Origin of the sequence: Methylocystis sp. IM3, assembly GCF_038070105.1 — a bacterium.
GTDB lineage: Bacteria > Pseudomonadota > Alphaproteobacteria > Rhizobiales > Beijerinckiaceae > Methylocystis.
Genome location: NZ_JBBPBZ010000001.1, coordinates 246,124 through 269,679, shown reverse-complemented (window position 1 = coordinate 269,679; position 23,556 = coordinate 246,124). Strand labels below are relative to the sequence as shown.

18 protein-coding genes and 3 pseudogenes are annotated in these 23,556 nt (G+C 58.4%); 3 read left to right on the top strand and 18 right to left on the bottom strand.

Annotated elements, in window-relative coordinates; all coding sequences use genetic code 11:
- Window positions 1–27: 27 nt before the first annotated feature.
- From WOC76_RS01305 to WOC76_RS01295, 3 genes are all read right to left on the bottom strand, one after another.
- A complete protein-coding gene (locus WOC76_RS01305) occupies window positions 28–339 on the bottom strand; it encodes a hypothetical protein (RefSeq protein WP_341102949.1) in 312 nt (103 codons plus the stop codon).
- A gap of 126 nt (window positions 340–465) precedes the next feature.
- A complete protein-coding gene (locus WOC76_RS01300; RefSeq protein WP_341102947.1) occupies window positions 466–813 on the bottom strand; it encodes a 4a-hydroxytetrahydrobiopterin dehydratase in 348 nt (115 codons plus the stop codon).
- A gap of 496 nt (window positions 814–1,309) precedes the next feature.
- A complete protein-coding gene (locus WOC76_RS01295; RefSeq protein ID WP_341102945.1) occupies window positions 1,310–1,513 on the bottom strand; it encodes a hypothetical protein in 204 nt (67 codons plus the stop codon).
- 582 nt (window positions 1,514–2,095) lie between these two features.
- Between WOC76_RS01295 and WOC76_RS01290 the strand changes: the two are divergent.
- Window positions 2,096–3,084, top strand: a pseudogene (locus WOC76_RS01290) (IS630 family transposase).
- 600 nt (window positions 3,085–3,684) lie between these two features.
- Here the strand turns inward: WOC76_RS01290 and WOC76_RS01285 are convergent.
- From WOC76_RS01285 to WOC76_RS01270, 4 genes and pseudogenes are all read right to left on the bottom strand, one after another.
- Complete coding sequence (locus WOC76_RS01285; protein ID WP_341102942.1) at window positions 3,685–4,164, bottom strand: NUDIX hydrolase; 480 nt, start codon at window positions 4,162–4,164, stop codon at window positions 3,685–3,687.
- Between the two features lie 273 nt (window positions 4,165–4,437).
- Window positions 4,438–5,905 (bottom strand): annotated as a pseudogene (locus tag WOC76_RS01280) (ISNCY family transposase); the annotation flags it as partial.
- A gap of 341 nt (window positions 5,906–6,246) precedes the next feature.
- Window positions 6,247–6,396 (bottom strand): hypothetical protein, encoded by a 150-nt coding sequence (locus tag WOC76_RS01275; RefSeq protein WP_341102940.1) that lies wholly within the window; start codon window positions 6,394–6,396, stop codon window positions 6,247–6,249.
- An 831-nt stretch (window positions 6,397–7,227) separates the two neighbouring features.
- A pseudogene (locus WOC76_RS01270) lies at window positions 7,228–7,642 on the bottom strand (transposase); the annotation flags it as partial.
- A 247-nt stretch (window positions 7,643–7,889) separates the two neighbouring features.
- Between WOC76_RS01270 and WOC76_RS01265 the strand changes: the two are divergent.
- Window positions 7,890–8,921: a DNA-3-methyladenine glycosylase 2 gene (locus WOC76_RS01265; protein WP_341102939.1), complete on the top strand. Its 1,032-nt coding sequence runs from the start codon at window positions 7,890–7,892 to the stop codon at window positions 8,919–8,921.
- A gap of 46 nt (window positions 8,922–8,967) precedes the next feature.
- Window positions 8,968–9,099: a hypothetical protein gene (locus WOC76_RS01260; RefSeq protein WP_341102937.1), complete on the top strand. Its 132-nt coding sequence runs from the start codon at window positions 8,968–8,970 to the stop codon at window positions 9,097–9,099.
- Window positions 9,100–10,098: 999 nt separating this feature from the next.
- On the opposite strand, the gene WOC76_RS01255 is transcribed toward WOC76_RS01260, so the two are convergent.
- From WOC76_RS01255 to nuoC, 11 genes are read right to left on the bottom strand one after another with little or no spacing between them, the layout of a single operon-like run.
- Window positions 10,099–11,544: an NADH-quinone oxidoreductase subunit N gene (locus tag WOC76_RS01255; protein ID WP_341102935.1), complete on the bottom strand. Its 1,446-nt coding sequence runs from the start codon at window positions 11,542–11,544 to the stop codon at window positions 10,099–10,101.
- A gap of 3 nt (window positions 11,545–11,547) precedes the next feature.
- The gene (gene nuoM, locus WOC76_RS01250; RefSeq protein WP_341102934.1) at window positions 11,548–13,044 is read right to left on the bottom strand and encodes an NADH-quinone oxidoreductase subunit M; all 1,497 of its coding nucleotides are present in this window, start codon (window positions 13,042–13,044) and stop codon (window positions 11,548–11,550) included.
- Window positions 13,041–14,921 (bottom strand): NADH-quinone oxidoreductase subunit L, encoded by a 1,881-nt coding sequence (nuoL, locus tag WOC76_RS01245; RefSeq protein ID WP_341102932.1) that lies wholly within the window; start codon window positions 14,919–14,921, stop codon window positions 13,041–13,043. Before nuoL ends, nuoM begins: the two co-directional genes overlap by 4 nt.
- 1 nt (window position 14,922) lies before the next feature.
- Window positions 14,923–15,231: an NADH-quinone oxidoreductase subunit NuoK gene (gene nuoK / locus WOC76_RS01240; RefSeq protein WP_341102930.1), complete on the bottom strand. Its 309-nt coding sequence runs from the start codon at window positions 15,229–15,231 to the stop codon at window positions 14,923–14,925.
- Between the two features lie 3 nt (window positions 15,232–15,234).
- Entirely contained in the window at window positions 15,235–15,759 is a 525-nt protein-coding gene (gene nuoJ, locus WOC76_RS01235) for an NADH-quinone oxidoreductase subunit J (protein ID WP_341431231.1), read from the bottom strand.
- 59 nt (window positions 15,760–15,818) lie between these two features.
- On the bottom strand, window positions 15,819–16,334 hold the full coding sequence (nuoI, locus tag WOC76_RS01230; protein WP_341102925.1) for an NADH-quinone oxidoreductase subunit NuoI: 516 nt from the start codon (window positions 16,332–16,334) through the stop codon (window positions 15,819–15,821).
- A gap of 21 nt (window positions 16,335–16,355) precedes the next feature.
- Entirely contained in the window at window positions 16,356–17,306 is a 951-nt protein-coding gene (gene nuoH, locus WOC76_RS01225) for an NADH-quinone oxidoreductase subunit NuoH (RefSeq protein ID WP_341431230.1), read from the bottom strand.
- Complete coding sequence (gene nuoG / locus WOC76_RS01220) at window positions 17,303–20,038, bottom strand: NADH-quinone oxidoreductase subunit NuoG (RefSeq protein ID WP_341389994.1); 2,736 nt, start codon at window positions 20,036–20,038, stop codon at window positions 17,303–17,305. The genes nuoH and nuoG overlap by 4 nt, the downstream gene beginning before the upstream one ends.
- Window positions 20,039–20,042: 4 nt before the next feature.
- Window positions 20,043–21,311, bottom strand: a complete 1,269-nt coding sequence (nuoF, locus tag WOC76_RS01215; RefSeq protein ID WP_341102919.1) for an NADH-quinone oxidoreductase subunit NuoF — start codon at window positions 21,309–21,311, stop codon at window positions 20,043–20,045.
- A gap of 11 nt (window positions 21,312–21,322) precedes the next feature.
- A complete protein-coding gene (gene nuoE, locus WOC76_RS01210) occupies window positions 21,323–21,787 on the bottom strand; it encodes an NADH-quinone oxidoreductase subunit NuoE (protein WP_341102917.1) in 465 nt (154 codons plus the stop codon).
- Between the two features lie 11 nt (window positions 21,788–21,798).
- Entirely contained in the window at window positions 21,799–23,556 is a 1,758-nt protein-coding gene (nuoC, locus tag WOC76_RS01205) for an NADH-quinone oxidoreductase subunit C/D (RefSeq protein ID WP_341102915.1), read from the bottom strand.

Genomic DNA, 23,556 nt, shown 5'->3' with positions numbered 1-23,556 from the left:
CGTCTCCAAAAGATGGCGCTCCTTCATCTACGTAAATAATCCGGCCGGTGAGGAAACCAGCTGCTTCGGCGTCGTCCACGTCAGCCATTCGCTCAAAACGCTCTTTTGCGGTGTCGTGGGAGCGCCGTGTCGAACGCCGGTCAATCTATTTTCCTGCACAGAGGTCAACTTTAACCGCGCTTTTAATGCCGCGATCCGCGCGTCTGTAAATGCTGCTCTATCCTCAACAGAGAATCCATGGTGATCTTCAGCATGGGTGAACGGCGCTGCCCAGTCGCAAAAGGAAGACCCAAGAAAAGGGAACGAAGCCACCACAGCCAGAGCGAAACGCTTGTTCACGATACATCCTCCGATAGAGCGGACGTAGACGGCCCTGCGAGATGACGGACCCTGCGGACGCAAAATTAGTTAGTCCGATATTGCAAGGGGATCCCGGTTGCACTCCTATATCTGCCGCTTAGCAGCTCAGGGGGGATACATTCGGTCGAACAGTTGGTCGATCTTTGCCGCCATGATGAAGTCGTTCTCATGCAATCCCTTGATCTTCTTGGTTTGCAGCGAGACAACCCCATAGCCCCACCCAAATGAGACGTCAGGGTGATGACGCTCAGCTTCCGCGAGCTCGCCGACTCCGGCGACGAAGCACAAAGCCTCCCGAAAATCCTTGAAGTCAAACCTGCGCTCGATACGGTGCGCATCGTCCAGCAATTGCCAGTCCTTGACATTCCTTCGAAGAGCCTCGGCCTCATTGCGCTCCAGAGGCGGAAGGCCGCCTCGGCAAGGCGTGCAGGTCTTTTCGGCCAGAACCGACATGGATGCGTCCCCTTCTCCAAGTCTCTCACATAATCTCGCATATGAGCCGGCGCACAACTCATGCGCCAAAGCGGCTACCGCGGGCTATTGACGCTGTGCGGATCCCCCATGCGGATGAGAGGTAGCGCGGCAGCCATTCCTTTCAATTTGGGCTGTGACATCGCTCACCCTCGGAGGCGGTGGGCCGTGTGTGTGGCCACCCATCGGCCTGGCGTAGTCTGGTAGACTGTCACCGACGCCGACGAGGGGCGTTTTCACAGCCGCGTTTTGACGGATACGCGAAGCCGCCGAGGATCGGTTCTGCGAGGCGTCAGCACGGCAGCGGGAACTTTACGCCGCCGAAGCCAAGCTAATCGACGCCTTTGGCGGCTACGCGGCCGTGACCTCGAAAGCCCGCCGCAGATTGGGCACGATCGCTCGCCGATCTCGTCGACTTTAATTCCGGGACTACCGGACAGCTTGATTTTCTTTCGCTTGTCCTGCTCTACCCCGAGGGCTAAACCTTGGCAATCAGCTCTCCGAAAAGTGATGAAGACCCATCTTCATAGCATAGCGCGCCCAGCAGCAGGGCGATCAGGAAGCAGGCACCGATCACCGCGACTAAAACTAAATCTGCGTCGTCGATATTCGGCTGGGAATGGACACCTCGCCATTCTGGCCGATGACGTCTCATTCGAGAGCGGAAGTCCCAATGCTTCATATGGCGCTCCTTCAGCCCGGCTCGTCCGCGGCCCCTTTCTTTGTAAGCCTCTCGTGCGCGGCATCGTCTCTCTTATCGAACTCGACGCGGCTTCCAGGGCAGCGCGGATGGCGACGACTGTTCCGGTTCAGCACCTTTAAGACAGGGTTCGATTTGAGGAAGGGAGGCTTTCTGGTTCATCGTCGCGCTTAAGGAGCGAAGATGAGTATCCGTTTTGGTCAAGCCATGATTGGTGACCATTTGCGGTTGTCTCGCAACAGAGCATTTGCCATTACAATGAGCTTACGCACGACAACTGTGAGGGCCAGTTTCCCAGGCTTTCCGGCACGAAGGAGCTGACCATCTTTCGCCTTGAGGTCTGGATTGTGTCGCACGGCCACCATGGCTGGCATGTAAATCGCGCTACTCAACGCCATCGCCGAACATTCATCGCAAAGCAATGATGTTCGCAATTAGATCGCTTCTTGCTTTTCTTGATGAACGCCACAGGCACTCGCAAGTCCTCGTTGGCTCCAGGCGCTAGCCTATAAATCCGGCACGAAAATATCTTGTACTGTTCGGATGTGATGCTATTTCTCGGGAATGGAAAAGGAAGACGCGCGCAAGCAAACCTCTGAGGCTCTGTTAGAGCCTCGCAAACAAGTGATCCGATTCTTCCGGAAGTGCGAGAGAGTGATGGGGATTGTCGAGTTGACGGGGCTATCCCATCCGGCGGTTCGTTTGGCGATCGATCGGTTCGAGGCAGGCGTCGCCGCTGCACTGAGGCGGAAAACCCGCGGCAGGAAGCAAGGCGAAGGCCGCAAACCCAAGCCTGAGGAGGAGGCCGAGCTGCGCGTATGTGGACGCGCGCAGCGGTGACGGAGCTGATCGAGCGCGAGTTCAGTCTGAAGCTATGCGTGCGCGCGGTCGGCAATTATCTCAAACGTTGGGGCTTCACGCCGCAAAAGCCGATCAAGCGGGCCTACGAGCAGCGTCCGGAGGCGATCAAGCGGTGGCTCGACGAAGAATATCCGACGTTCGAACAACGAGCCAAAGCCGAAGGCGGCGAGATGCATTGGGGTGACGAGACCGGCCTCGTGAACACCGACGTTCGCGGTCGCAGTTATCCGCCCAAGGGCGAAACGCCGATCGCCTTTACCCCCGGAACTCGTCAGAAACTGTCAATGATCGCCAGGGCGACGAACCAGGGCAAGGCGAGGTGGATGATCATCGATGATACATTCAACGCCGAGAGGTTGATCGAAGTTTTTGAGGCCTTGATTAAGAACGCGGGCGCGAAAAAATTTTGTCATCCTCGACAATCTGCGCGTCCATCATTGGAAGATCGTCAAGGCGTGACTCGCAGAGCGCACTGACGCGATCGAAGTGTTCTATCTCTCGAGCTACGCGCCTGAGCTGAATCTCGACGAACGACTCAACGCCGACCTCAAACACGCCATCGTCGCCAAGGTCGCGGTGCGGACCAAGCTCAAACTCAGAAAACAGCCGAGGGTCACATGAATACGGTCGAAGCTTCGCCCCATCGCGTCAAAGCCTATTTTCATAACCCTCGGGTGCGTTACGCCGCCTAAAGATTTCACCGTACCGGATCAATAAGTCGAGTAGGCGACACGACGCGAGTGAGGCGATTTGATTGGCTCAAAGGCGCCGTTGCGGTCGATGGGACGGAGATGCCCCATTGCCTCGATTTCGTCCGCTGAGACGATTCAGCACCCATCCGCATCCTCAGCTTGGCGCGGAGCTCTAATTTTGTTTTTCAGCGCGACAAAGCCAACAAAATCTCTCATCGGCCGACGGCATCGTTCATGCACCTTGTGTGCACCTTGTCAGTCGCTGTTCGACGCACTTTATGAACATACGCGCCGCAATCGAACCGAAAGCTCTTCGCGGCATGATGTTCGGAGGTCCGGCGATTTTCGTTGGGCGCAAAATGACCGCCTGCGTCTTCGGACGCGAAGTCGCACTCAAAATTCCCGCCGACCTCGCCAAGACCGTTATTGGGTGAGGACGCGCGAGGCATTTCGCGCGCTACGGCAAACCAAAAATGCACGAGTGGGTCTCTCTACCTGCCGCTACGAGCAAATCTCGATGAGCCCTCAGACCTGCTCGCTGCCGCGCTTTCCTACGCCAAAGCAAACAACGTCTAATTGACCGTCAAAATCGCACATCGCTCATGTAGCGGTGGCCTTCTTGAAGCTTTTCGTCGCGAGCTTTTCAAAACCCCTTATCATTTTGGTGAGTTCCGGTTCGTCCACCATTCGGGCGGCTTTACTGGCCGAGAACCATTTTGTAGCGCGCTGTCGCTTCTCGGGCCAATTCTTCCGCTGCCGCACAACACGCAATGGAAAAACGTCCACGCGGCATAATACCGTCGCGCCGTTCCCCAATTTCTTTTGATAATGAAAGGCGCCAATCGTCGTTTTGTCTATTTTGCCGAGAAGCCCCGCCTCTTGGATGGCTTCGAGAGCTGCGGTTGCATGAGATTTGCGCCCTTTCATGGGCCAGCCTTTGGGAATGACCCACCGGCGCGTCTCTCGCGAAGTGATGAGCATTATTTCTAACGCTTTCCCCTTACGACGCCACGGGAGGGCGGCGTATTGTTGTTGGGGGGCGGCGCCCTTGGTCTTTTTGACTACCTTCGGATACTTCACCCGAACCTCCTAGGGCGCGCCGTGAGGGGAGATTTGCCCTTATAACGCAACCATTTATGGCGCGATAATCTGCGTGAGAAGACGTATTGCCTCACGTAACGATGCTCCTGAATCCAGCTGCCGTTGCCTCATCTATTTTGCTCCCGAGTCTAGGGGACTGAGGAGGCCGGTCGTGGAGCTGGCCGGGGTTGCGCAACGACCGGCCTCCTCAGCCATGTAACGGGCGCCTCCTGGTGACCGGACAACCGAGTCCGGCTCTCGCGTGCATTCTATCGAGCCAAACAAGAGCGCAGCCGCCTCCTCGCTACGCCAGGATTTAAGACGCCGTTGAAGAGTCCGGAGCACGTTGGCCGGATAGGTTCCTGGGCATTCCGCCTGGAGCTTGGATAGAAGTTCACTGCTTGTCCGCCACGGCTCGGCCTCGAACCATTGTCGGAGGTGCGGCGTCGCTTCGAGAAGCGGATCGGGGCGTCGCCGCTCTCTCTTCTTCTTGATGATCGGTCTATCAGTCGGGCGGCCCGTGCCCTCTTTCCAGGCTGTTCGCAAGCTGGCCAGAAACTGGTCGATCGGCGGCGCCGCAGATGGATCGCTGGCTGGCGCCGCGTCGGTAAGCCTGGCCAAGCGCTCCTGTATGGCTCGGATATCGCGCAATAAGGCAACCGGGTCTAAGCTGGCATAGATTTCATTGACGCGGGCGCGCATTGCATCCGGCGCCCGCGCGTCAGCGATCAGCCGCTGATGCGGCGTTGCCGGGGCGCTGTAGTTCTTGCGGACGCGCGCGCCGTCACGCTCTTTTCCGATCAGTTTGAACGACGGCTGGAAAAAAATCACAAACAAACGTGCCGAACGATAGAGCTGAGCGAGAAGGCCAGCCGCTTCGAGCCCTTCGAAGCGGCGGTAACCAACCATTCGGCGGACCACAGTGCCGTTCTTCTGCTCGACAAAGGCCTGGTCGTTTTTGCGATAAGGGCGACAGCGCGTGAAGACGATTGCAGCTTGCTCGCAATACGTCTTCAAAGTCTCATTCATAAACACGGTGTCGTTATCCGTGTCCAAGCCCAAAAGTGTGAAGGGGAGTTGCTTCCGTAGTTCCGTGAGCACAGCGCTCAACAGATTCTGTTCTCGCACGAGAAGCGGCGCGCATTCCGTCCACCCGGTCGCGATGTCGGTGAGGACGAGCGTCTGGATGAAACTGCCACGCGCTGAAGGACCGCTGTGAGCGACAAGGTCGGCCTCGACGAAACCGGGTGCCGGATCGTCCCACTCCGCTGATGTGCGCACGGGGATGCTGCGTCGTAAGGCGCTTGCCGCAGGCCGACGCCGCGGGCGACCGATTTGCTCCCGGATTGGTCGCAGTGTTCGGTCGATCGATCGTCGCCGCGCTCATCGATAGCAATTTGGCGCGAATTTCGGGCGCCAGCTCAATATGACCGTGCCGCTCCATCGCGTCGAGCAAGATCGGCAGGAGGGCCTTCAGGCGCTTGCCGCACACCCGATCCGCGGCTTCCCAAAGCAGCATCAACGCATTTCGCTCAGCCTCGTCGTAAATCCGCCGACGCGCGCGCCGGGCCGACGCCTGACCATTTTCGCGCAGCAACCGCATCGCATGCTTCCTATGGAAACCGCTCAAGCCAACGAACTCGTCGAGAATCCGGCTTCTCTCCACCCGGTTCGCCACCCTGTAGCGTTGCGCCAAAGCCGAAGTCAGTTCCTTACGCGTTGCCATGCTCAATCGCCTCATCGTCGTCCCCGCGCTCCTCCGCTGTTCGGGAGCAAATTACGTGAGGCAACGGTTCAGCATTCAGGAATATTTTCGGCGAGACAATGCGGCATCCAATACGAACCGAGAGGAGCCCGGCATTGGGCGCGAGGCGTCGGGCCGCAAACTTGTATTCGGATTGGATACCCAAAGTACCCCGACCATGAAGCAGTCATTCGCGTCGATGGCAAGACTCCGAAGCAGCAGGACCCATTCTCATCACGGCGTCGAAGCCATGGCTCGTCTCGGGTGGCCGCCGCCTCGGATCATTTTCAGCGGCCTTCGCTAAAATGTAGGCGGGCGCCGAAACTCGATTTATCCCTTCAAGCGGCTTCACGTAGGACGATGCCCGGTGGGATTTCGCCACGACCGATCGGGCTGTCGCCCGCCGCCTCTACGATCTCAAGCTCGACGAATTTCTTTTCCAATAGCCGCAAGATCCAGCGCGCATAGCTTTCAGCGGCGCCGAGCATGACAAGGCGATCAGTCTGGCTTCCTTCCCCCGTCCTTCCCCTGTCGAAAATCCGTGGCACGGGACTCGTTGAAACGGTTAAGCTTGTTCTCGCTTGGACTTAGCTCGGCCTTTTGCTACCGCCAGACAGAAGTGGAGCGAAATAGGCCAGCTGGTCAGCGAGGTCCATGGCCGGGACTTGATGACTCACAGATGCTCCGCTCCCTGGGCACGGGGCAGGCGCTCGGTTCGTCGCTGGCGGCGAGTTCTTGTTCACGTTTTCCTCGCAGAAGCTCTACCAACGCTACCTGTAGGAGCAGTGTCGCCAGGGCACTAGATAGCGGCTCGCGAGCGAGAGCCGCTTTATATACACTGCGCAGTGCCCTTCCGAGCTGCGTTCGAATATTCCCGGCCAATTCGGGTGTAAGGTTGGCCTTCCTTAGTTCCATCTGGCATCTTCCAAAAGGCGATCCTACACCCTTGTTTTTACATAGGTTCCCTCTGTGGAAATTCAAGCCTTGGCGGGGCGTCTGAGTGGCAGTGGGTATGACTTCGGACACCCGAGACCATGGCGTTTGCCTTTCGGTTCGGTGATCTTGGGGTGATGGAGTCGTCTAATCGCGATTTTCGTGTCAAGCGATTTTGCAAGGCGTCGGACGCGTATGCCAAGTGCAGGGTCGTTTTCGTGGTCGACATCAGTCGACGCACGATGGGGCTTCGCGAGAAGAGCCTTCAAATGTGGATGACGCACTCCGCTGGAAGCAGCGGCGCATCCCATTAAACGGAATGGATCGACCCATGTCCCGGCAGGGGACGTTCTTGCGCACTCGGAACGAACGCTATCCCTAAATTGTCATGCGGCGATTCCCGCCATTCGATCGAAGAAGGTTCCCTTCCTGACTATCGCATGCATAATAACCACCAGCTTGCGCGCGACTGCGACCGCAGCTCGCTAGACGCCAATCCTCTGTTTGAGCGCGAGCCCCCATGTCCGCGTGCTGGCGGCTAAATTGCGGGTCAGGATCACTGTCGCCGCCTCATAGAGAAGCCCTTGCAATTCACGATCGCCGCGTCGATATGTGGCCGCTATAATCCTCCTCGCCTCACTGATGGTGCCGGGTCGTCATCCCAAGCCGTGCACTAATAGAGCGGGACCTCGCGAAGTTATTCGGGTCTTCAATCGCATTCGCGAAGAAGGCGCAAGGTGACGCCCATGTTTGCGGCGTGGATCGAACGCTTCGCCAGGCTTCCAGCGTCGGCAGTACGATCCAAGCGCCCCGTCCCGACCAGCGAGAAAGGGGGCGGATAAAAATTATGCTGGTCCGCGCGCCTCTGGCGGCAAAGCGGGCGCCGGCGACGATGCAGGGGCCTAAATAGCCTGCTTAGTTGGGTTCGGTTGTGCGTCTTTCCCGCGGCAACACGCCACCCACGGGGCGCTGAAATAGGGCTTTTGCGCCGCTCTGCTACGCTCCCGCCTGTGCCAGGACAGTCACGATCGGCGCGGAGGGTGATCCGATGTTTGATGATCAAAAGCGCACACAACCCCCGTTAGGACGGAGCTCAGGCGAGCGGCGCCTTCCTACGCGAGCACCATTCCATCTCGAAGCAACTGTGCGGGTTCTGCAGCGTCGACCTACAAACAGCATCGACCAGTGGGAAGGCAGGCGTTACCTACGTGTCTTTCGCATAGAAGACCGTTTCGCGATAACCGCAGTTGAAAACCGGGGAACCATCGACCGGCCAGATGTGCGCTATTCGATGCTCGGCGGATCTTCTGCAGCAGGGCTGCAGATTGAGAGTCTTTTACGACGAATGCTGGGCCTGGATGTGGATCCGGGGCCACTTCAGCGACTGCTCGAGGCAGAGCCAGCCCTCGGCTCGATAGCAGTTGCGCTACGGGGGATGCGCCCTCCTCGTTTTGCCTGTCTTTTCGAAACCTTCTTGAATGTGGTGCCATTTCAACAGGTCAGTCTCGAAGCCGGCTTAGCTAACGTAACACGGCTGGCCGGGCGCTTTGGCCGCCGTATCGACGAGGCGGGCCGCTCCTTCCATACGTCTCCGACGGCCCGATCCATCGCCGAGGCTCGCCTTGACGACTTGAAGGCATGTGGGCTGAGCCTTCGAAAAGCGGACGCGCTTCGCCACGTCGCGCGAGCTATCGAGGCGGGCGATTTGGTCGAGGAGCATATTGCACGGGCGCCGACGGGGGACGCGCTGCACATGCTCCGCGAGCTGCCGGGCGTCGGCCCCTGGAGCGCCAACCTCGTCCTTTTGCGCGGCTTCGGGCGACTCGATATTTTCCCGCCAGGCGACGTCGGCGCGGCGCGCGGACTCGTCAGTCTCCTGCGCCGGTCCGATCCGGCGTGGCTCGACGACGTCATCGAGCGCTTTGGAGATCGTCGGGGTTATCTCTATTTCTGCGCGCTCGGCGGCGCTCTGTTAGCCAAGGGATTCATCCGCCCCGCGTCGCCATTGTCCGGAGCGCGGCGCCATGCCTATTTTTCGCAAAGGCGGAACGCAGGAGCAGGTGGTCCGACGTCTTTTTGACGCTCTGGAACGAAAACCACGGCGCGGCTTCTGAAAGAAGCCTCCCATGGCCAAAGAGGCCCAGACGCTGCGCCTCTATTCCTCTCCCTGCGATTTGCGGCGCAAGCGTCAGAAACGGCTCGTCGACCATTCCTCTTGGGCGCCCTCGGTCGGCTGCGGCAATTGGTTTTCCAATTGATTCACACGAAACCTCTCGCAGCGGCCTCTTTGCCCCGAGAGTTCCCAGCTCGGACATTTCGATCAAGGGCGAACGCCGTAGTTTGGGAGATAGCTAAGAGGCCGACCTTGTCTTATCGGGCGCCACCCCCGCGATACAGTAAGGGCATGGCTCCGACGCGGGCGGATGCCCCCTCCGCAGCGGCGTCGTATGATGCCCGGAGCAGCGCGGACCACATCTCCCAGCGGAATCACAAGAAGCCGAAGGAATGCCTGTTACGCTTGCTGATTGGGAAGCGGAACCCAGATTACCGGCGGAGCAGCTAGCTTTCGAAATCGTGTGCCCGTCCGATAGAAAAATTCACTCCGACAAAATGTGGGAGTAACCCAAAACCTCCCGACGACAGCATTTTTCGATGCGAGCGATCCGCATTGCGGCAAGACCGCGCCCCATGATGTACGAGACCCCCAATGTCACGCAACATGACCTCCGCTCTAGTTGTCGGTATGTTTCTGTCGACCTCGACCGGAGCACTTGCGCAAGAAGCAGTCGCTTGCGATCTGCGTAGAGGATCGGCCAATTCCAGGATTGAATGTCTCACGAAAATGGTCCGCTCTCTGAATGAACGAGTGAGTTCGTTGGAAACACGATTGAACAAGTATGCGAGGCCGGATGATTTATCCGCTTACGTTCGTCGATCCGAGTTGGAGACTCTACTAAACGGTTACGTAAAATACCAATCTCCTGTGGCGATCAATTCGCTGGTCGAGCCCAGCTCGAGCCAATATACCGGACGTTGCCTCGAGGCGTATCCCGGTGAAGCAGAGGTAATCGCTCACAGGCCTTGCAATTTTGACTCGAAACAGGAGCTCAAATGGCAGTTGCTTCCTGCTCCGCGAACGGAGGCAGAAAGACAATGAAGCGACTCAGGTCTCCCTATCGTTCTCGCTGACCTACGCCGCGCCTGGTAATGAAAAGCAGCCCGCGCCTCGGGTTCCATTGGCTCTACAATCGAAAGCGCTATTTGATCGACATTTGTGCGACGACTTGGATCATGTCAATTAACGACGTTGGAAAGACGCCGAGTCCGACCAACGCCAAGGTGAGCGTAGCGAGCACGACGACACTTGTGAAGGGCGTCTTTGCATCGTGCCGCCAAACGCCAGGTGTCGCGCACAAAGCTACTATCACCCGAAGATAATAGAATAAGGCGATGATGCTGCCGACGACGAGAGCCGCGACTGCAGGCCACATCTCGGCGCTGACGCCAGCCTTGAGAACATAGAATTTTGCGAAAAACCCCATTGTGGGAGGAACTCCGGCGAGGGAGAGCAGCGTGAGGGCGAAAACTCCGCCGATCAAGGGTCTTCGCCAAATCAAGCCTCGATAGTCCTCGAGTAACTCGATCTCCATCTCGTTGTCCGATGTCGAAAGAACCGTGATAACGCCGAAGGCGCCCACAGTAGCAACGAAATAGGCGACAAGATAGTAACTTACAGCTTCGATTGCGAGATCGCCGCCGACAAGAAACGCGATTAATAAGTAACCGAGATGCGCGACCGACGAATAGGCGAGGATCCGCTTGACGTTGTTTTGCTGAAGAGCAAGCAGGTTGCCAACCATTATCGATGCAATGACTAAAACGTTGATCAATATGACCACCGAGTTGGAGGTGCGCGCGCCGGTCGTTAAAAAAAGGCGCAAGAAAAGAGCCAACACGGCGCCTTTCGAGATTGCCGCGACAATCGCCGCCACGGGTGCCGGCGCCCCCTCGTAGATATCCGGCGCCCACATGTGAAAGGGCACGATCGACAGCTTAAATCCAATCCCCGTTATGATGAGCGCCAGGCTCGTCAGCCAATAAAGGTCGAACGGGGCGTCCTGGGACGCATTTAGGAAGGAGCCTATGCGCGCGAACTCGAGCGTGCCCAGCCGAGCATACACAAGCGCCATGCCGAAAAGCAGGAATGAGGAAGAGAGCCCCGCGAGGATCAAGTATTTGACTCCGGCCTCGACGGGTCTTTCTTCTGTGCGGGGATAAGCAATCAACCCGAGCAAGGAAATGGTGAGAATCTCGAGACCGAGAAAGAAAGAAGCAAAGTGGTTGCTGGCGACGAGAGCGCCGGCTCCCACTGTCGCGAGGCCCTCGAACAGATAGTACTCTTCGGGAGAATCGTGGCGGACCGCCAGATATCCATGCGACAACAAGAGAATGACGAAACTGGCGGCGAGAATGAGACCGAGGTAAAAAATCGCATAGCCGTCGATGAGCAGAAGGGGCGTCACTTGAACGGGAGAAACAGACGCGGCGGGCCACAAGGAAACCAGCGAAAGCCCAAGCCCAAGCAGCGTTAGCGTGGCGGTTATTCCGTGACGGCGACGAAACGCAATCGCCAGTAGGACTGCGATTAGAGAGGCGCCGAGTACGAGGAAGGGCATGATGGCGATGAAATCGGCGCCGCGCATCGATCATTTTCCCGCGATCTGGCGTTCGAAGACGGTGCGCTGTAACTCGCCGAGCGCTCGGTTTGCCGCCTCGAAAACCGGTTGGGGGAACAGGCCGAACCAGATCAGTATCGCGCTCATCACCGCCAACACGCCGAGGTGACGCGCGTCGAGGTCGACGAGCGTCGTGGATTCTTGCCGCGGTCCATGAAAGACGCGCTGAACGAAGGCGAGAGCATAGATGGCGGATGCGACGAGGGCCAGCGCCCCGGCGACGCCGAGCATCGGAAAAGCCTGGAAGACGCCTACGAGCACCAGGAACTCGCCGACAAAATTTCCGAGTCCTGGCAGCCCAAGCGACGCGATTGCGAAAACCATTCCAAGTCCTGAGAGACGCGGCATGCTCGACCATAAACCTCCCATGCGCGACATGTCGCGCGTGTGGAGCCTTTCCTGAAGTGCGCCGGCCAAGATGAAAAGCCCGCCCGTGCTGAAGCCATGCGCGAGCATTTGCATGAGGGCGCCGCGCAGGGTCAGCGTGTTCCAGGCGTATATCCCGAGCAGAACGAAACCCATATGGCTGACGCTGGTGTATGCGATGAGTCGCTTGATGTCGTATTGGGCGAAGCTGAGCAGCGCGCCGTAAAGAATTCCAATCACGCCGAGGGTCATCGCCACGGGCGCGAACGCCGTCGCCGCGGCTGGGAAGAGCGGCACCGCGAAGCGCAACAAGCCATAGGCGCCTGTCTTCAAAAGCAGGCTCGCGAGGATGACGCTGCCGGCCGTCGGCGCTTCGCTGTGAGCATCGGGCAGCCATGTATGCAACGGCACAATTGGCAGCTTGACCGCGAAGGCGACGAAAAAGCCGAGCATGATCCACATTTGCGTCGCAGGATCGATCTGCGCCTGTGAGAGCGCGAAGTAGTCGAATGTCGCCGCCCCGTGCTGCTGCAGCTCGATGAAGAACAGCGCCAGGATAGCGGCCAGCATGAGGAGGCCGCTTCCTTGAGTGAACAGAAAGAATTTGGTGGCTGCATAAACGCGTTGCTCATGCCCCCAGATCGCGATGACGAAATACATAGGAACTAGCATCAGCTCCCAGAAAAAGAAGAAGAGAAGCAGATCGAAGGCCAGAAAGACGCCGACGACGCCAGCGAGCGTGAGCAGGAGATTAAAATGGAAGAAGCCGAGCCGTTCCGTGATCTCGCTCCAAGAAGCCAGCACGGCGACTAGGCCGAGCGAGATCGTGAGAAGGATCAGCAACAGGCTCAAGCCGTCCATGCCAAGATGGAGTCTCGCTCCCAATTGCGGAATCCAAGGCCAATTGATCTGAGCAAGCCAAGCCTCATTATCGGGGAGGGCGGCGTCGCTTCCGGCCGCCGCCGCGAGGGCGAGGATGAGATCGATCGCAAGTATGATCAGCGCGATCCAGCGCGGTGCGGCTCCGCCCGGCCACCACGCGGCAAGCCAAGCGAGCACGCTGCCGAGCATTGGAACAAGGATCAGCCAGACGAGCGTCATGCGAACACCGCAACCGCTATGGCGAGAACGGCGCCGCCTGCGACTCCGGCGGCGTACCAGCGGACTCGGCCCGTCTGCATCTGACTGAGCAAGCGATGGGCCTCGGCGCTCAGCAAAGCGAGTGTGGTATAGATTGCATCGATAAGGTCCGTCCGACTGAAGCGCGCCGCCCAGAGATATGGTTGCACCAGAGCGTGATCATAGAGCCAGTCAAATCCCCAGCCTCTCGCCCAGAATTTCGCCAATGCGAGAGTCGCCGGGGCTCGAATCATTGTTTGAATGAAGGCCGGCCGGCGATGGAAAGCGATATAGGCGGCATAGATGCCGAGCAGGGAGGCGATCGCCGAGATGAGCATGGACAAGCCCTCCACGCCCTGTCCCGGCTCGAACCGAGAGACGGGCAGCGTCAACTGCATGAGGGAGCTGAAATTTGGGGCGTTCCCCAAATATGGCGGGAGCTCGACAAAGCCGCCCACGACGGCAAGCACGGACAAAACGACAAGGGGGACGGCGATACGACTGCCGGTGCGCCCGCACGGCTCGATCTTCGCCTCGCCGAAGAAGGCGATAAAAACGGCGCGGAAGATATAGAGCGCAGTGAGGAAGGCGCCGGCCACGCCGCCGACCCATAGCGAATTGCCCCCGGGGCCGCTCGACCACGCCGCGGCCAGAATACGATCCTTGCTGTAAAAGCCCGCGGTGATAAGCGGGAACGCGGCTAGCGAGGCGCTGCCGATCAAAAAGCTCCAAAAGGCGAGCGGTAATCGCTGACGGAGGCCGCCCATCTTGAAGATGTCGTGCTCTTCGCCAAGCCGCTGAACGACAACTCCCGCCGACAAAAACAATAGCGCTTTGAAGAAGGCGTGCGTCATGAAGTGGAAGATTGCAGCCGACCAGGCGCCGACCCCAAGCGCCAAGAACATGTAGCCGATTTGGCTGATCGTCGAATAAGCGAGTATTCGCTTGATGTCGTTCTGGTTGAGCGCGCTGAAGGATGCGAGAAGCAAAGTCAACACCCCGATCACTGCAACAGCGCCATGAACCGCGGGCGCGAGCTCATAAAGGACATTTAGCCGAGCGATAAGGTAGACCCCTGCCGTGACCATGGTCGCCGCATGAATAAGAGCGCTGACAGGCGTAGGGCCGGCCATTGCGTCGGGTAGCCAGACTTGCAGCGGCAGCTGCGCTGATTTGCCCAATGCGCCGCCGAGCAGCAGCGCCGCCGCCGTCATCGCGGATCCGGAACCCACGGACCAGCTTCCAGCCGCCCGGCGCATCAGATGTTGAATATCCAGCGTCTCCAAATTGACGAAGAGAAAGAAGAGGCCGATCACCATCGCCGTATCGCCGACGCGCGTGACGATAAACGCCTTGCGCGCCGCTCGTCCATGTGCAGGGTCGCTATACCAGAAGCCGATCAAAAGATAGCTGCAAAGGCCGACGCCTTCCCATCCGAGATAGAGCAATAGAAGATTATCCGCCAAAACCAGAATGAGCATCGTGGCGACGAAGAGATTCATATACGCGAAGTAGCGGCTGTATCCCTCATCCTTGTCCATGAATTCTGTTGAATAAAGATGGATGAGAAGGCTGACAAAGGTGATGACCAGCATCATCACGACGGATAGTGCGTCGAGGTAAAAGCCGATGCGCGGCCTAAAAATATCGACGGCGATCCAGCTCCACAAGACGTGGCTGTAGGGTTGAGGCGACATAAGGAAGATGGCTGAAAGAGCAAAGGCGAGGATCATCGAGATCGCAACGGAGCCAACGCCGATTACCGCAATCCAAGGCCTCGGCAGAGCGCCAGAGGAGACAAACAACATGGCGGAACCGAGGAGGGGCAGGCCGGGGACGAGCGGGAGAAGCGCGAGCATTCTATCCTCGCATCCGGCTCGCGGCGTCGCTGTCGAGCGTACCAAGGCGCCGGAAGATCTGTAGGATGAGCGCGAGACCGACCGAAACCTCCGCCGCAGCCAGCGTAAGTATCAGGATAAACATGATTTGGCCGTCAGCTTGCGCCCACCGCGACCCAGCCACGATGAAGGCAAGCGACGCCGCGTTGAGCATGATCTCGATCGACATCAACATGAAGATCAGGTTCCGGCGGGCCAAGACGCCAATCGCGCCAAGTCCAAAGAGGGCGATGGCGAGCAACAAGCCGTGTTGCGCAGGAATTGGGCTCATTGTTCACTCCTCCGTTTCTGTCAATTCCTTCTGAGGATGGCGTTCATGCTGTCCAAGGTGGTAGGCGCCGATGAGGCCGGCGAGCAGCAGCAGGGACGCAAGTTCGACTGCGAGAACATAGGGGCCGAAAAGCGATGCCCCCACTTGCCGCGGGCCTATGGCGGCGCCGCTTTGAGTCAGGGGGGCGCCGCGCCATAGAATATAGCCAAGTTCGCCGAGGAGAAGCGCCGTTAGGATCGAGGGCCCGATCCAAATTGATGGCGTGAGCAAACGTCGCTCCTCTCTGGCGGCGGCTTCGTCAAGGTTGAGAATCATAATGGCGAATACGAAAAGAACGACAATGGCGCCGGCATAGATGATCACTTCCAGCGCGGCGGCGAAGGGCGCGCCAAGAATGAAGAAGATGATCGCCGTGGCGAGCAGCGAGACGATCAGGTAAAGGAGCGCATGAATAGCGTTGTCATTGACGACCACTCTCGCGGTGGCGACAACGGCGATAGCCGATGCGATGTAAAATGCTGTCGCCATAACTCGCCATCCTTTTTTATCGCTTCGCATTCAAGCGCCTACGATCGGGACTCAACTCGTCACGGCATCAACCCTCGTACGTCGATCGGCGCTTCCTCGCGCTCTGCTTCACCCTTATCCTTGCCGCCGATCGACTTGCCCGCGATGCGCCAGAAGCTATAGTCAGGATACTTACCGACTCCACTAATCAGTAAATCTTCTTTTTCGTAGACGAGGTTCGATCTCTCATATTCGCTCATCTCGAAATCAGGGGTCAATTGGATCGCGAATGTCGGGCAGGCCTCTTCGCAGAAGCCGCAAAAGATGCAGCGCGAGAAATTGATGCGAAAGAACTCGGGCCGCCAGCGCCCGTGCTCGTCCTCCGTTTTTTGGAGCGCGATGCAATCTACAGGGCATGCGACGGCGCATAAATAACAGGCGACACAACGTTCCTCGCCGTCGGGGTCTCGAGACAATATGATGCGCCCGCGAAAGCGAGGCGGGAGGTAGGGCTTCTCCTCCGGATATTGCACTGTCACGCGACGCCGAAAAAGGTGAAGGAAGACCGTCCAGAGCGACAGAAGCGAACTAAACATCGCGCTTCCCTTCCAACAGTTTCACGCGATAAGCGCGACGGCGCCGGTCACGGTGAGGTTCAAGAGCGTCAGGGGTAACATTGCTTTCCAGCCAAAGGTCATCAGCTGGTCATAGCGCGGCCGTGGCAACGCCGCGCGCATCAGGATGAAGAAGCCGACGAAGGAGCCTGTCTTCACTAGGAACCAAAGGAGCGGCGGAAGCGCCGGCCCCAGCCAGCCGCCAAAAAATAACGTCACGATCATGGCCGAGATGAGAGTGATCCCGACATACTCGCCAATGAAAAAGATCCCGAATTTCATACCTGAGTATTCCGTATGGAAGCCCGCGACGAGCTCGCTCTCGGCCTCAGGGAGATCGAAGGGAAGACGGCGTGTTTCTGCGACGCCCGCTATCAAAAATGTGATGAAGCCCAAGAATTGGGGGACGACGTACCACAAATCGCGTTGCGACAGGACAATGTCCCTTAAGTCGAACGAGCCAGCGAGCATGACAACCCCTAAGAGAGATAGCCCCATGAAAATCTCGTAACTCAGCATCTGCGCCGCGGCGCGCACTCCGCCTAGGAGCGAATATTTACTGTTCGAGGCCCAGCCTGCCAGGATTGGGCTGTATACGGCGAGCGAGGACATCGCCAGGAAGAAGAGGACCCCGATGCTGAGGTCGACCACGCCGATGCCAGGAGCTATTGGAACCACCGCGAAGGCGATGAGCGTCGCCGACATGACGATGGCGGGGGCCAGCACGAAGGAGGCACGATCCGCAAAGGGGGGAATCCAATCCTGCTTGAACAGAATTTTGATCATGTCGGCGACAAGCTGGAAAACGCCGAATGGTCCGACTCGGTTGGGACCATAACGATCCTGAAAGAGACCGAGAAGCCGGCGTTCGATCCAAGTCAACAAGGCGGCGAACCCCACGAGCGCGGCCAAAATGCCGATGGCGTTCCCAACTCCGGACGCGAGTTCATTCATCGCGGCTGACCCTTGCTTATGCCATAGGCGGGCGTAATTTTTCCCCAGGCCGGCAAGCGGGCATCGATCGATCCCGAAAGCCCCATGACGGCGCCGGCGACGCCCGGCGGCAGCGCCGGCCGCACTTTCACACGCAAGCGAAAAACTGCGTCTTCCACGCTGACGGCAACCAGTCCGCCTTCCCCGACATGCAAGCGCGCGGCGTCCTGAAGGTTGAGCGCGATATATGGCGCGGGAACGCGCTCGCGCACGGCGGGCGCCGTGCCGCTCAGCTCCTCGCTGCCAAAGACCTCATAGAGCGGAGCGATAATCCATTCGTCGCGCCGTGGCTTGAACGCCGCCGGCGCTTTGTCGAAATAACGCGGCGTCGCCTGCGGTCGAGGCTCAATGAGTCGAACGCCCGGGTCGCCACCTCGCAGCGCATCGCCAACCTCCTCCTGGAATTTGTTTAGAGCGCGGACAGAGTTCCAACCCGGGGTCCAGAAGTATGGGATAAGGGCAGATGGCAGAGGGCCGTAGTAGCCTTCCATCGAATAGGAGAATGGGGTGTCAGGATCGTCGGGCGGTTTTGGCTCATGTATCGTCCGTCCCGCGTCGATGGCGGTGCGGCCGCTATATCGGTGCGGATCCCGCGCGATTTTGCTGCCGCTAACGCGGAAATCCGCCGACGGCGCGGCGCGCGTGATCGGCGAGAGAGCAGGAATTGCCGTCGCGCAAGCCGCGATGACATCATCCAACTGTAACCAGGGTGGATGAGGCGCGCGGCCTACCCACGCCAGCCCATCGCTCAGCCATCGCCAGCTCTCTTGGATTTCTCCGGCCGGCGCGAGAACCTTGAAGTAGCGTTGCGCCCGCCCCTCGCTGTTGACAAGCGTGCCATCGACTTCGGCGAAGGCGCCCGCCGGCAGCACGAGCGTTGCTTTGCGAGCGGTGTCGTGGAGCAGCTGATCGAGAACGACGACGTCACGCGCGAGCTTGAAAAAACTCTCGACGGTAGCCGCGTCGGCGCGTCTGTAGAGGTCATTCTCGAGCACGATCAGCGTGTCCGCGGTCCCCTCCTTTAGGGCGCGCAAGGCGCTCGGCAGTGTTCCTCCGCCCATCAGACCGAGCCCCATGCTGTTGCATTCCGGCAAGGCCAGATAAAGCTTGGCTGAGCGGGAGGTCCGTCGCAAAGCCCAGGCGACGTTGGCGGCGGCCTCGACCACAGGCCTGCTGACGCAACTTGCGCCCGCGACGACCAATGGGCGCTTCGCCTCTTTGAGCCCTTGAGCGACCTGACAGGCGACCGCGCGGATCTCGTCCGAGAGATCGTGAACCAGCGGCGCCGCGTCATCAATTTCATGAGCGACAGCAAAACCGAACCGGGCGATGTCATCAGAAGCGGCGCGGTAAACTCGCGTGGCCACGTCATCGAGCCGTGTCGCGTCGGGAGTCGCGATAAAAAAGGGACTTCTTTGTCCCCCGGCCGCTTCTCGCACGCCTGCGTCTTGCCATCTTGGTATCTTGAGTTTGTCCGCCATCTCCAATGATCTCTGGCGGGCCGCCTGACGAAGGGCCAAGGCAAAGCGAGGCGCAGTGTTTGCAACATCCTCGCCAAGCACCAATATGCCGTCCGCTTGCTCCGCATCCTTAACCGAAGCGGTTCCGGCCGGCCCGTCCCGCAGGATTTCTAGCGTTAGGGCGATGAGTTCTTGTTGTGGCTCTGACACGCCCAGATAAAAGTTTTCAGCGCCAACCAACTCGCGGAGCGCGAAATTAGCCTCCAGCGAGGCGCGTGGCGATCCGATTCCGATCGCCTTGCCGCCAGTGAGGATTCGACCGAAATGATCGAGCGCTTGGCTTTTTGTCGCATATTCTAGCGCGGCGCCTTTGCTTAGCCGCCTAAAAGCTTGCCGCGCTCGGCTCTCGACATCGAGGAAGCCGCGACCGAATCTGCCTCGATCGCATAGGAAATAGCCATTGATCTGGCCATTGTATCGGTTGATGACACGATGCACGGCTCCAAGGCGCGCATTGACCGATGTATTGCAGCCGACGCCGCAATGGACGCAGATCGACGGCGCCGCCGCGAGGTCCCATTTGCGGTTGTAAAGTGCTGCGAATGGCTTGTCGTCGAAAACGCCCGTCGGGCATACCTCGGCTAGGTTGCCGCTGAATTCGTTTTCGAGCACGCCGTCGTCGTGGCGGCCGAAATAAACATTGCGGTGTATGGCGAAAACGTCGAAGTCGCGCCCTCCCGCATAATCGCGATAGAAGCGAACGCAACGATAGCATGCGATACACCGATTCATCTCGTGGGTGAGAAAAGGGCCAAGATACTGGTTCTTATGCGTCCGCTTTTTAAACCGGTAACGCCGGTAAATATGTCCCGTCATCAACGTCATATCTTGCAGATGACACTCGCCTCCTTCCTCGCATACTGGGCAATCATGGGGGTGATTTGTCATCAGCCATTCGATGACGCTCGCCCGAAAGGCGATTACCTCAGGATCGTTGACGGAGAGACGCGCGTTGTCCGTCGCGGGCGTCATGCATGACATAACAATGCGGCCACGCGCGTCGGTTTCGTCGTGAAACAGCTTCACTGCGCATTGTCTGCAAGCGCCAACCGAACCCATCGCTGGATGCCAGCAGAAGTAGGGGACATTTAGTCCTAGCGAGAGGCAAGCGTGCAGGAGATTGTCGCCCGTCTCGACGTCGTATTCCTCCCCGTCAATGTGGAGCGTCGTCACGGTTCTACCTCCAGGGGCATCGCTTCTCTGTGATATGGCGCTCGAAATCCTTCCGAAAATACCGGAGTCCGCTCTTGAGCGGCTCCATCGCGCCAGGGGCGAGCGCGCAGAATGTTTTGCCGGGGCCGAGGAATTGCGTGTGCATGGCCAAGATCTCGAGATCGCCCGGCTCTCCTTCCCCTTCCTCGAAGGCGGCCAGAATCCGTTCCGTCCACGGCAAGCCGTCGCGACATGGCGTGCACCACCCACAAGACTCTCTCGCGAAAAAATGCTCAAGATTATGCAGCATCCCGACGGGGCAGGTTTGTCCGTCGAGAACAATTATCGTGCCGGTTCCCAGGCGGCTTCCGACCTCTTCTACGGATTGGAAGTCCATGGCTACGTCGAGATGCTCCTCCAGGAGAAATTCGGTCGAGGCGCCGCCCGGCAATAGCGCGCGAAAGCTATAGCCTTCGCGCATTCCCCCGCCATGCTCCTCGAGGATTTCCCGAATCGTCGTTCCCATCGGGAGCTCCCATGAGCCGGGATGCTTCACGTGGCCGCTTAGCCCATAAATTTTTGTGCCCCCGTCCGAGCCGCGGCTGAGACCCCGGAACCACTCGGCGCCTCGATTGATAATGTGGGGCACGTTAACAACGGTCTCGACATTGTTGATGATGGTGGGCTTGCCCCAGAGCCCGCTGGTTTGCGGGTAAGGCGGCTTCGCCCGGGGAATAGCGCGGTTGCCTTCGAGCGCTGTAAGGAGGGCGGTTTCCTCGCCGCAGATATACCGGCCGGCGCCTGTGTGAAGATGGAGCGCGAGGTCGAAGTCCGACTCGACGATGCTCCTGCCAAGATAACCCTTGGCGTAGGCCTCGGCGATCGCGCGCTCGAGGCGACGGGCGGCGAGCGTATATTCGGCTCGAAGGAAAATGAACGCGACATTTGCATGCGTGGCGAAAGCGCTCACCACAATCCCTTCAATCAACTGATGGGGATTGCCTTCAAGCAGCATCCGGTCTTTGAATGCGCCGGGCTCCATTTCGTCGGCGTTGACAACGAAATACCTCGGGCGTCGGTCATCCTTGGGCGCTAAGCTCCATTTCCTGCCCGTCGGGAATCCCGCGCCCCCGCGACCTCTTAAGTTAGATTCTGTGACCATCTTTACCACATCGTCTGGCGTCATCTCGCGAAGCGCCTTCCGCACCGCTTCATAGCCTCCCATGCGCACATAAGCTTCGAGCGATAACGGCTCTTCACCCGGACGGATGTTTTTGGTGAGGGGTCGCTCCATTGACGCGTCCGTCACCGGTATGAAGCGAGAGCTTCGCTCAGCTTACCAGGAGAAAGGTCGCCGTGCAGATCGCCGTCGATCATGATCACTGGCGCATGGTCGCAAGCTCCGAGGCAAGCCGTGGGCAGCAGGGTGAAGCGCCCATCGGCTGTGGTTTCCCCAAGCTTCAAATGAAGCTCTTTCTCTAAATGATCGCGCAGCGCACTGCACCCCATGATCCAGCAAGAGACGCTATCGCAGATCAGGATGGTATGCCATCCAACTGGGTGGCGGAATATGAGATTGTAGAAGGTCGCGACACCGTCGAGCTCGTCCGCCGACATATCCAGGCAACGCGCGACGTCGTTAAGGTCCTCATCGGAGATCCAACCGCGCCAGCGCTGAACCATCTTCAGCGCCTCGACGCAAGCGCCGCGCTTCTTCTCGTAGCGGTCGGCCAGTTTGGAAATTGTTTTGTTTTCGTCGAAGGACAACATGATTTCGCTCCTCAACGGTCGACATCCGCCATCACAAAGTCGATGCTGCCGAGAGCAGCAATTAGATCGGGCACCATCGCGTTGCGACACATCAACGGAATCATCTGCAGATGAGGGAACGACGGCGTGCGGATACGCGTTCGGTAGGACATCGTGCCGCCGTCGCTAATTAAGTAATAACTGTTCAAGCCCTTCGAGGCTTCGATACAAACGCTCGCCTCGCCGGGAGGTATCACCGGCCCCCAACTCACGTTGAGAAAATGGGCGATCAGCGTCTCGATATCGTGTATTGTGCGCTCCTTAAGCGGGGGCGTTGTGACGGGGTGCAGCGCCTTATAGGAACCCGCGGGCATATTCTTGAGACACTGTGCGATTATGCGCAGGCTCTGCCGAATTTCTTCAACCCGTACCGCCGTACGGTCGTAACAATCGCCATGAACTCCGGTTGGTATTTCGAAGTCGAATTGCTCATAGCCCGAATAAGGTCGCTTTTTGCGATAATCCCACTCGAATCCGCATGCTCTTAGACCAGGTCCAGTGGCGCCCCAGTCTATGGCTTCATCGAGGGAGTAAGAGCCGACTCCACGCGTTCGAAGCTTGAAGATTCGGTTTTGCATCACCAGCTTGTCGTATTCATTTAGCCGCGCCGACATATAAGCGACAAACTCGCTGACTAGATGGTCCCATCCCTGAGGCAGATCCTGAGCCACGCCGCCAATTCGGAACCAGGCTGGATGCATACGAAAGCCGCAGATGGCCTCTATGACCCCGAACGCACGCTCACGGTCTGTGAACATATAAAAAACCGGCGAGAGTGCGCCGACGTCCTGGGCCATCGTGCCGTAGAACACCAGATGATTTATGACGCGAAACAATTCCGCAAGCATAATCCGGATCACCTTCGCCCGATCTGGCACACTGATTCCGGCAAGTTTTTCAACAGCGAGCACGTAAGGAAAATTGTTCATTACACCACTCAGATAGTCCACGCGGTCTGTGTAAGGGATATACGTGTGCCATGATTGTCTTTCGCCCATCTTCTCAGCGCCGCGATGGTGATAGCCGATGTCAGGAACGGCATTGACGATCTCCTCGCCATCGAGTTGGAGAACAATGCGAAATACGCCATGAACGCTCGGGTGGTTCGGGCCCAAATTCAAGAACATGAACTCATCCGTGTCGCGTCGACGTTGCAGTCCCCAATCTTCGGGTTTGAAGCGCAGGGATTCTTGCTCGAAATCTTCTTTCTTCGAGGACAGCTCAAATAAGCCGGATTCAGTCGCGCGGGCGGGATGATCCTTGCGTAAAGGATGGCCATCCCAAGTTGGCGGCATGAGGATGCGTCGCAGATGCGGATGATCTTGGAAGCCGATCCCGAACATGTCCCATGCTTCGCACTCATACCAATTTGCAGCTGGCCAGAGATCTGTCACGCTGGGTAGCGAAGGTGGTTCGCCTGTAAGCGCGACCTTGATGCGGACGTCCGAGTTTCGCTCATAGGAGAGCAATTGATAGACGACGGTGAAGTTACTCCGCGGTTGGTCCTCGCGGCGGCGTCGATGGCGTTCGTCGATGGCGGTCAGATCGAAAAGGGTACGATAAGGTCGGCCGATGTTCGTTTTCAGGTAGGCCAAAATAGGATGTGCGGCATCCTTGGCGACCCAAAGGGTCGGGATTCCGTCATGTGTCTCCTGCGGCGTGAGGACGTTAGCGCCGAATCGTTCCTCAAGTTCATGAACAACGCTGGGAATGGCAAGGTCATCACGCAT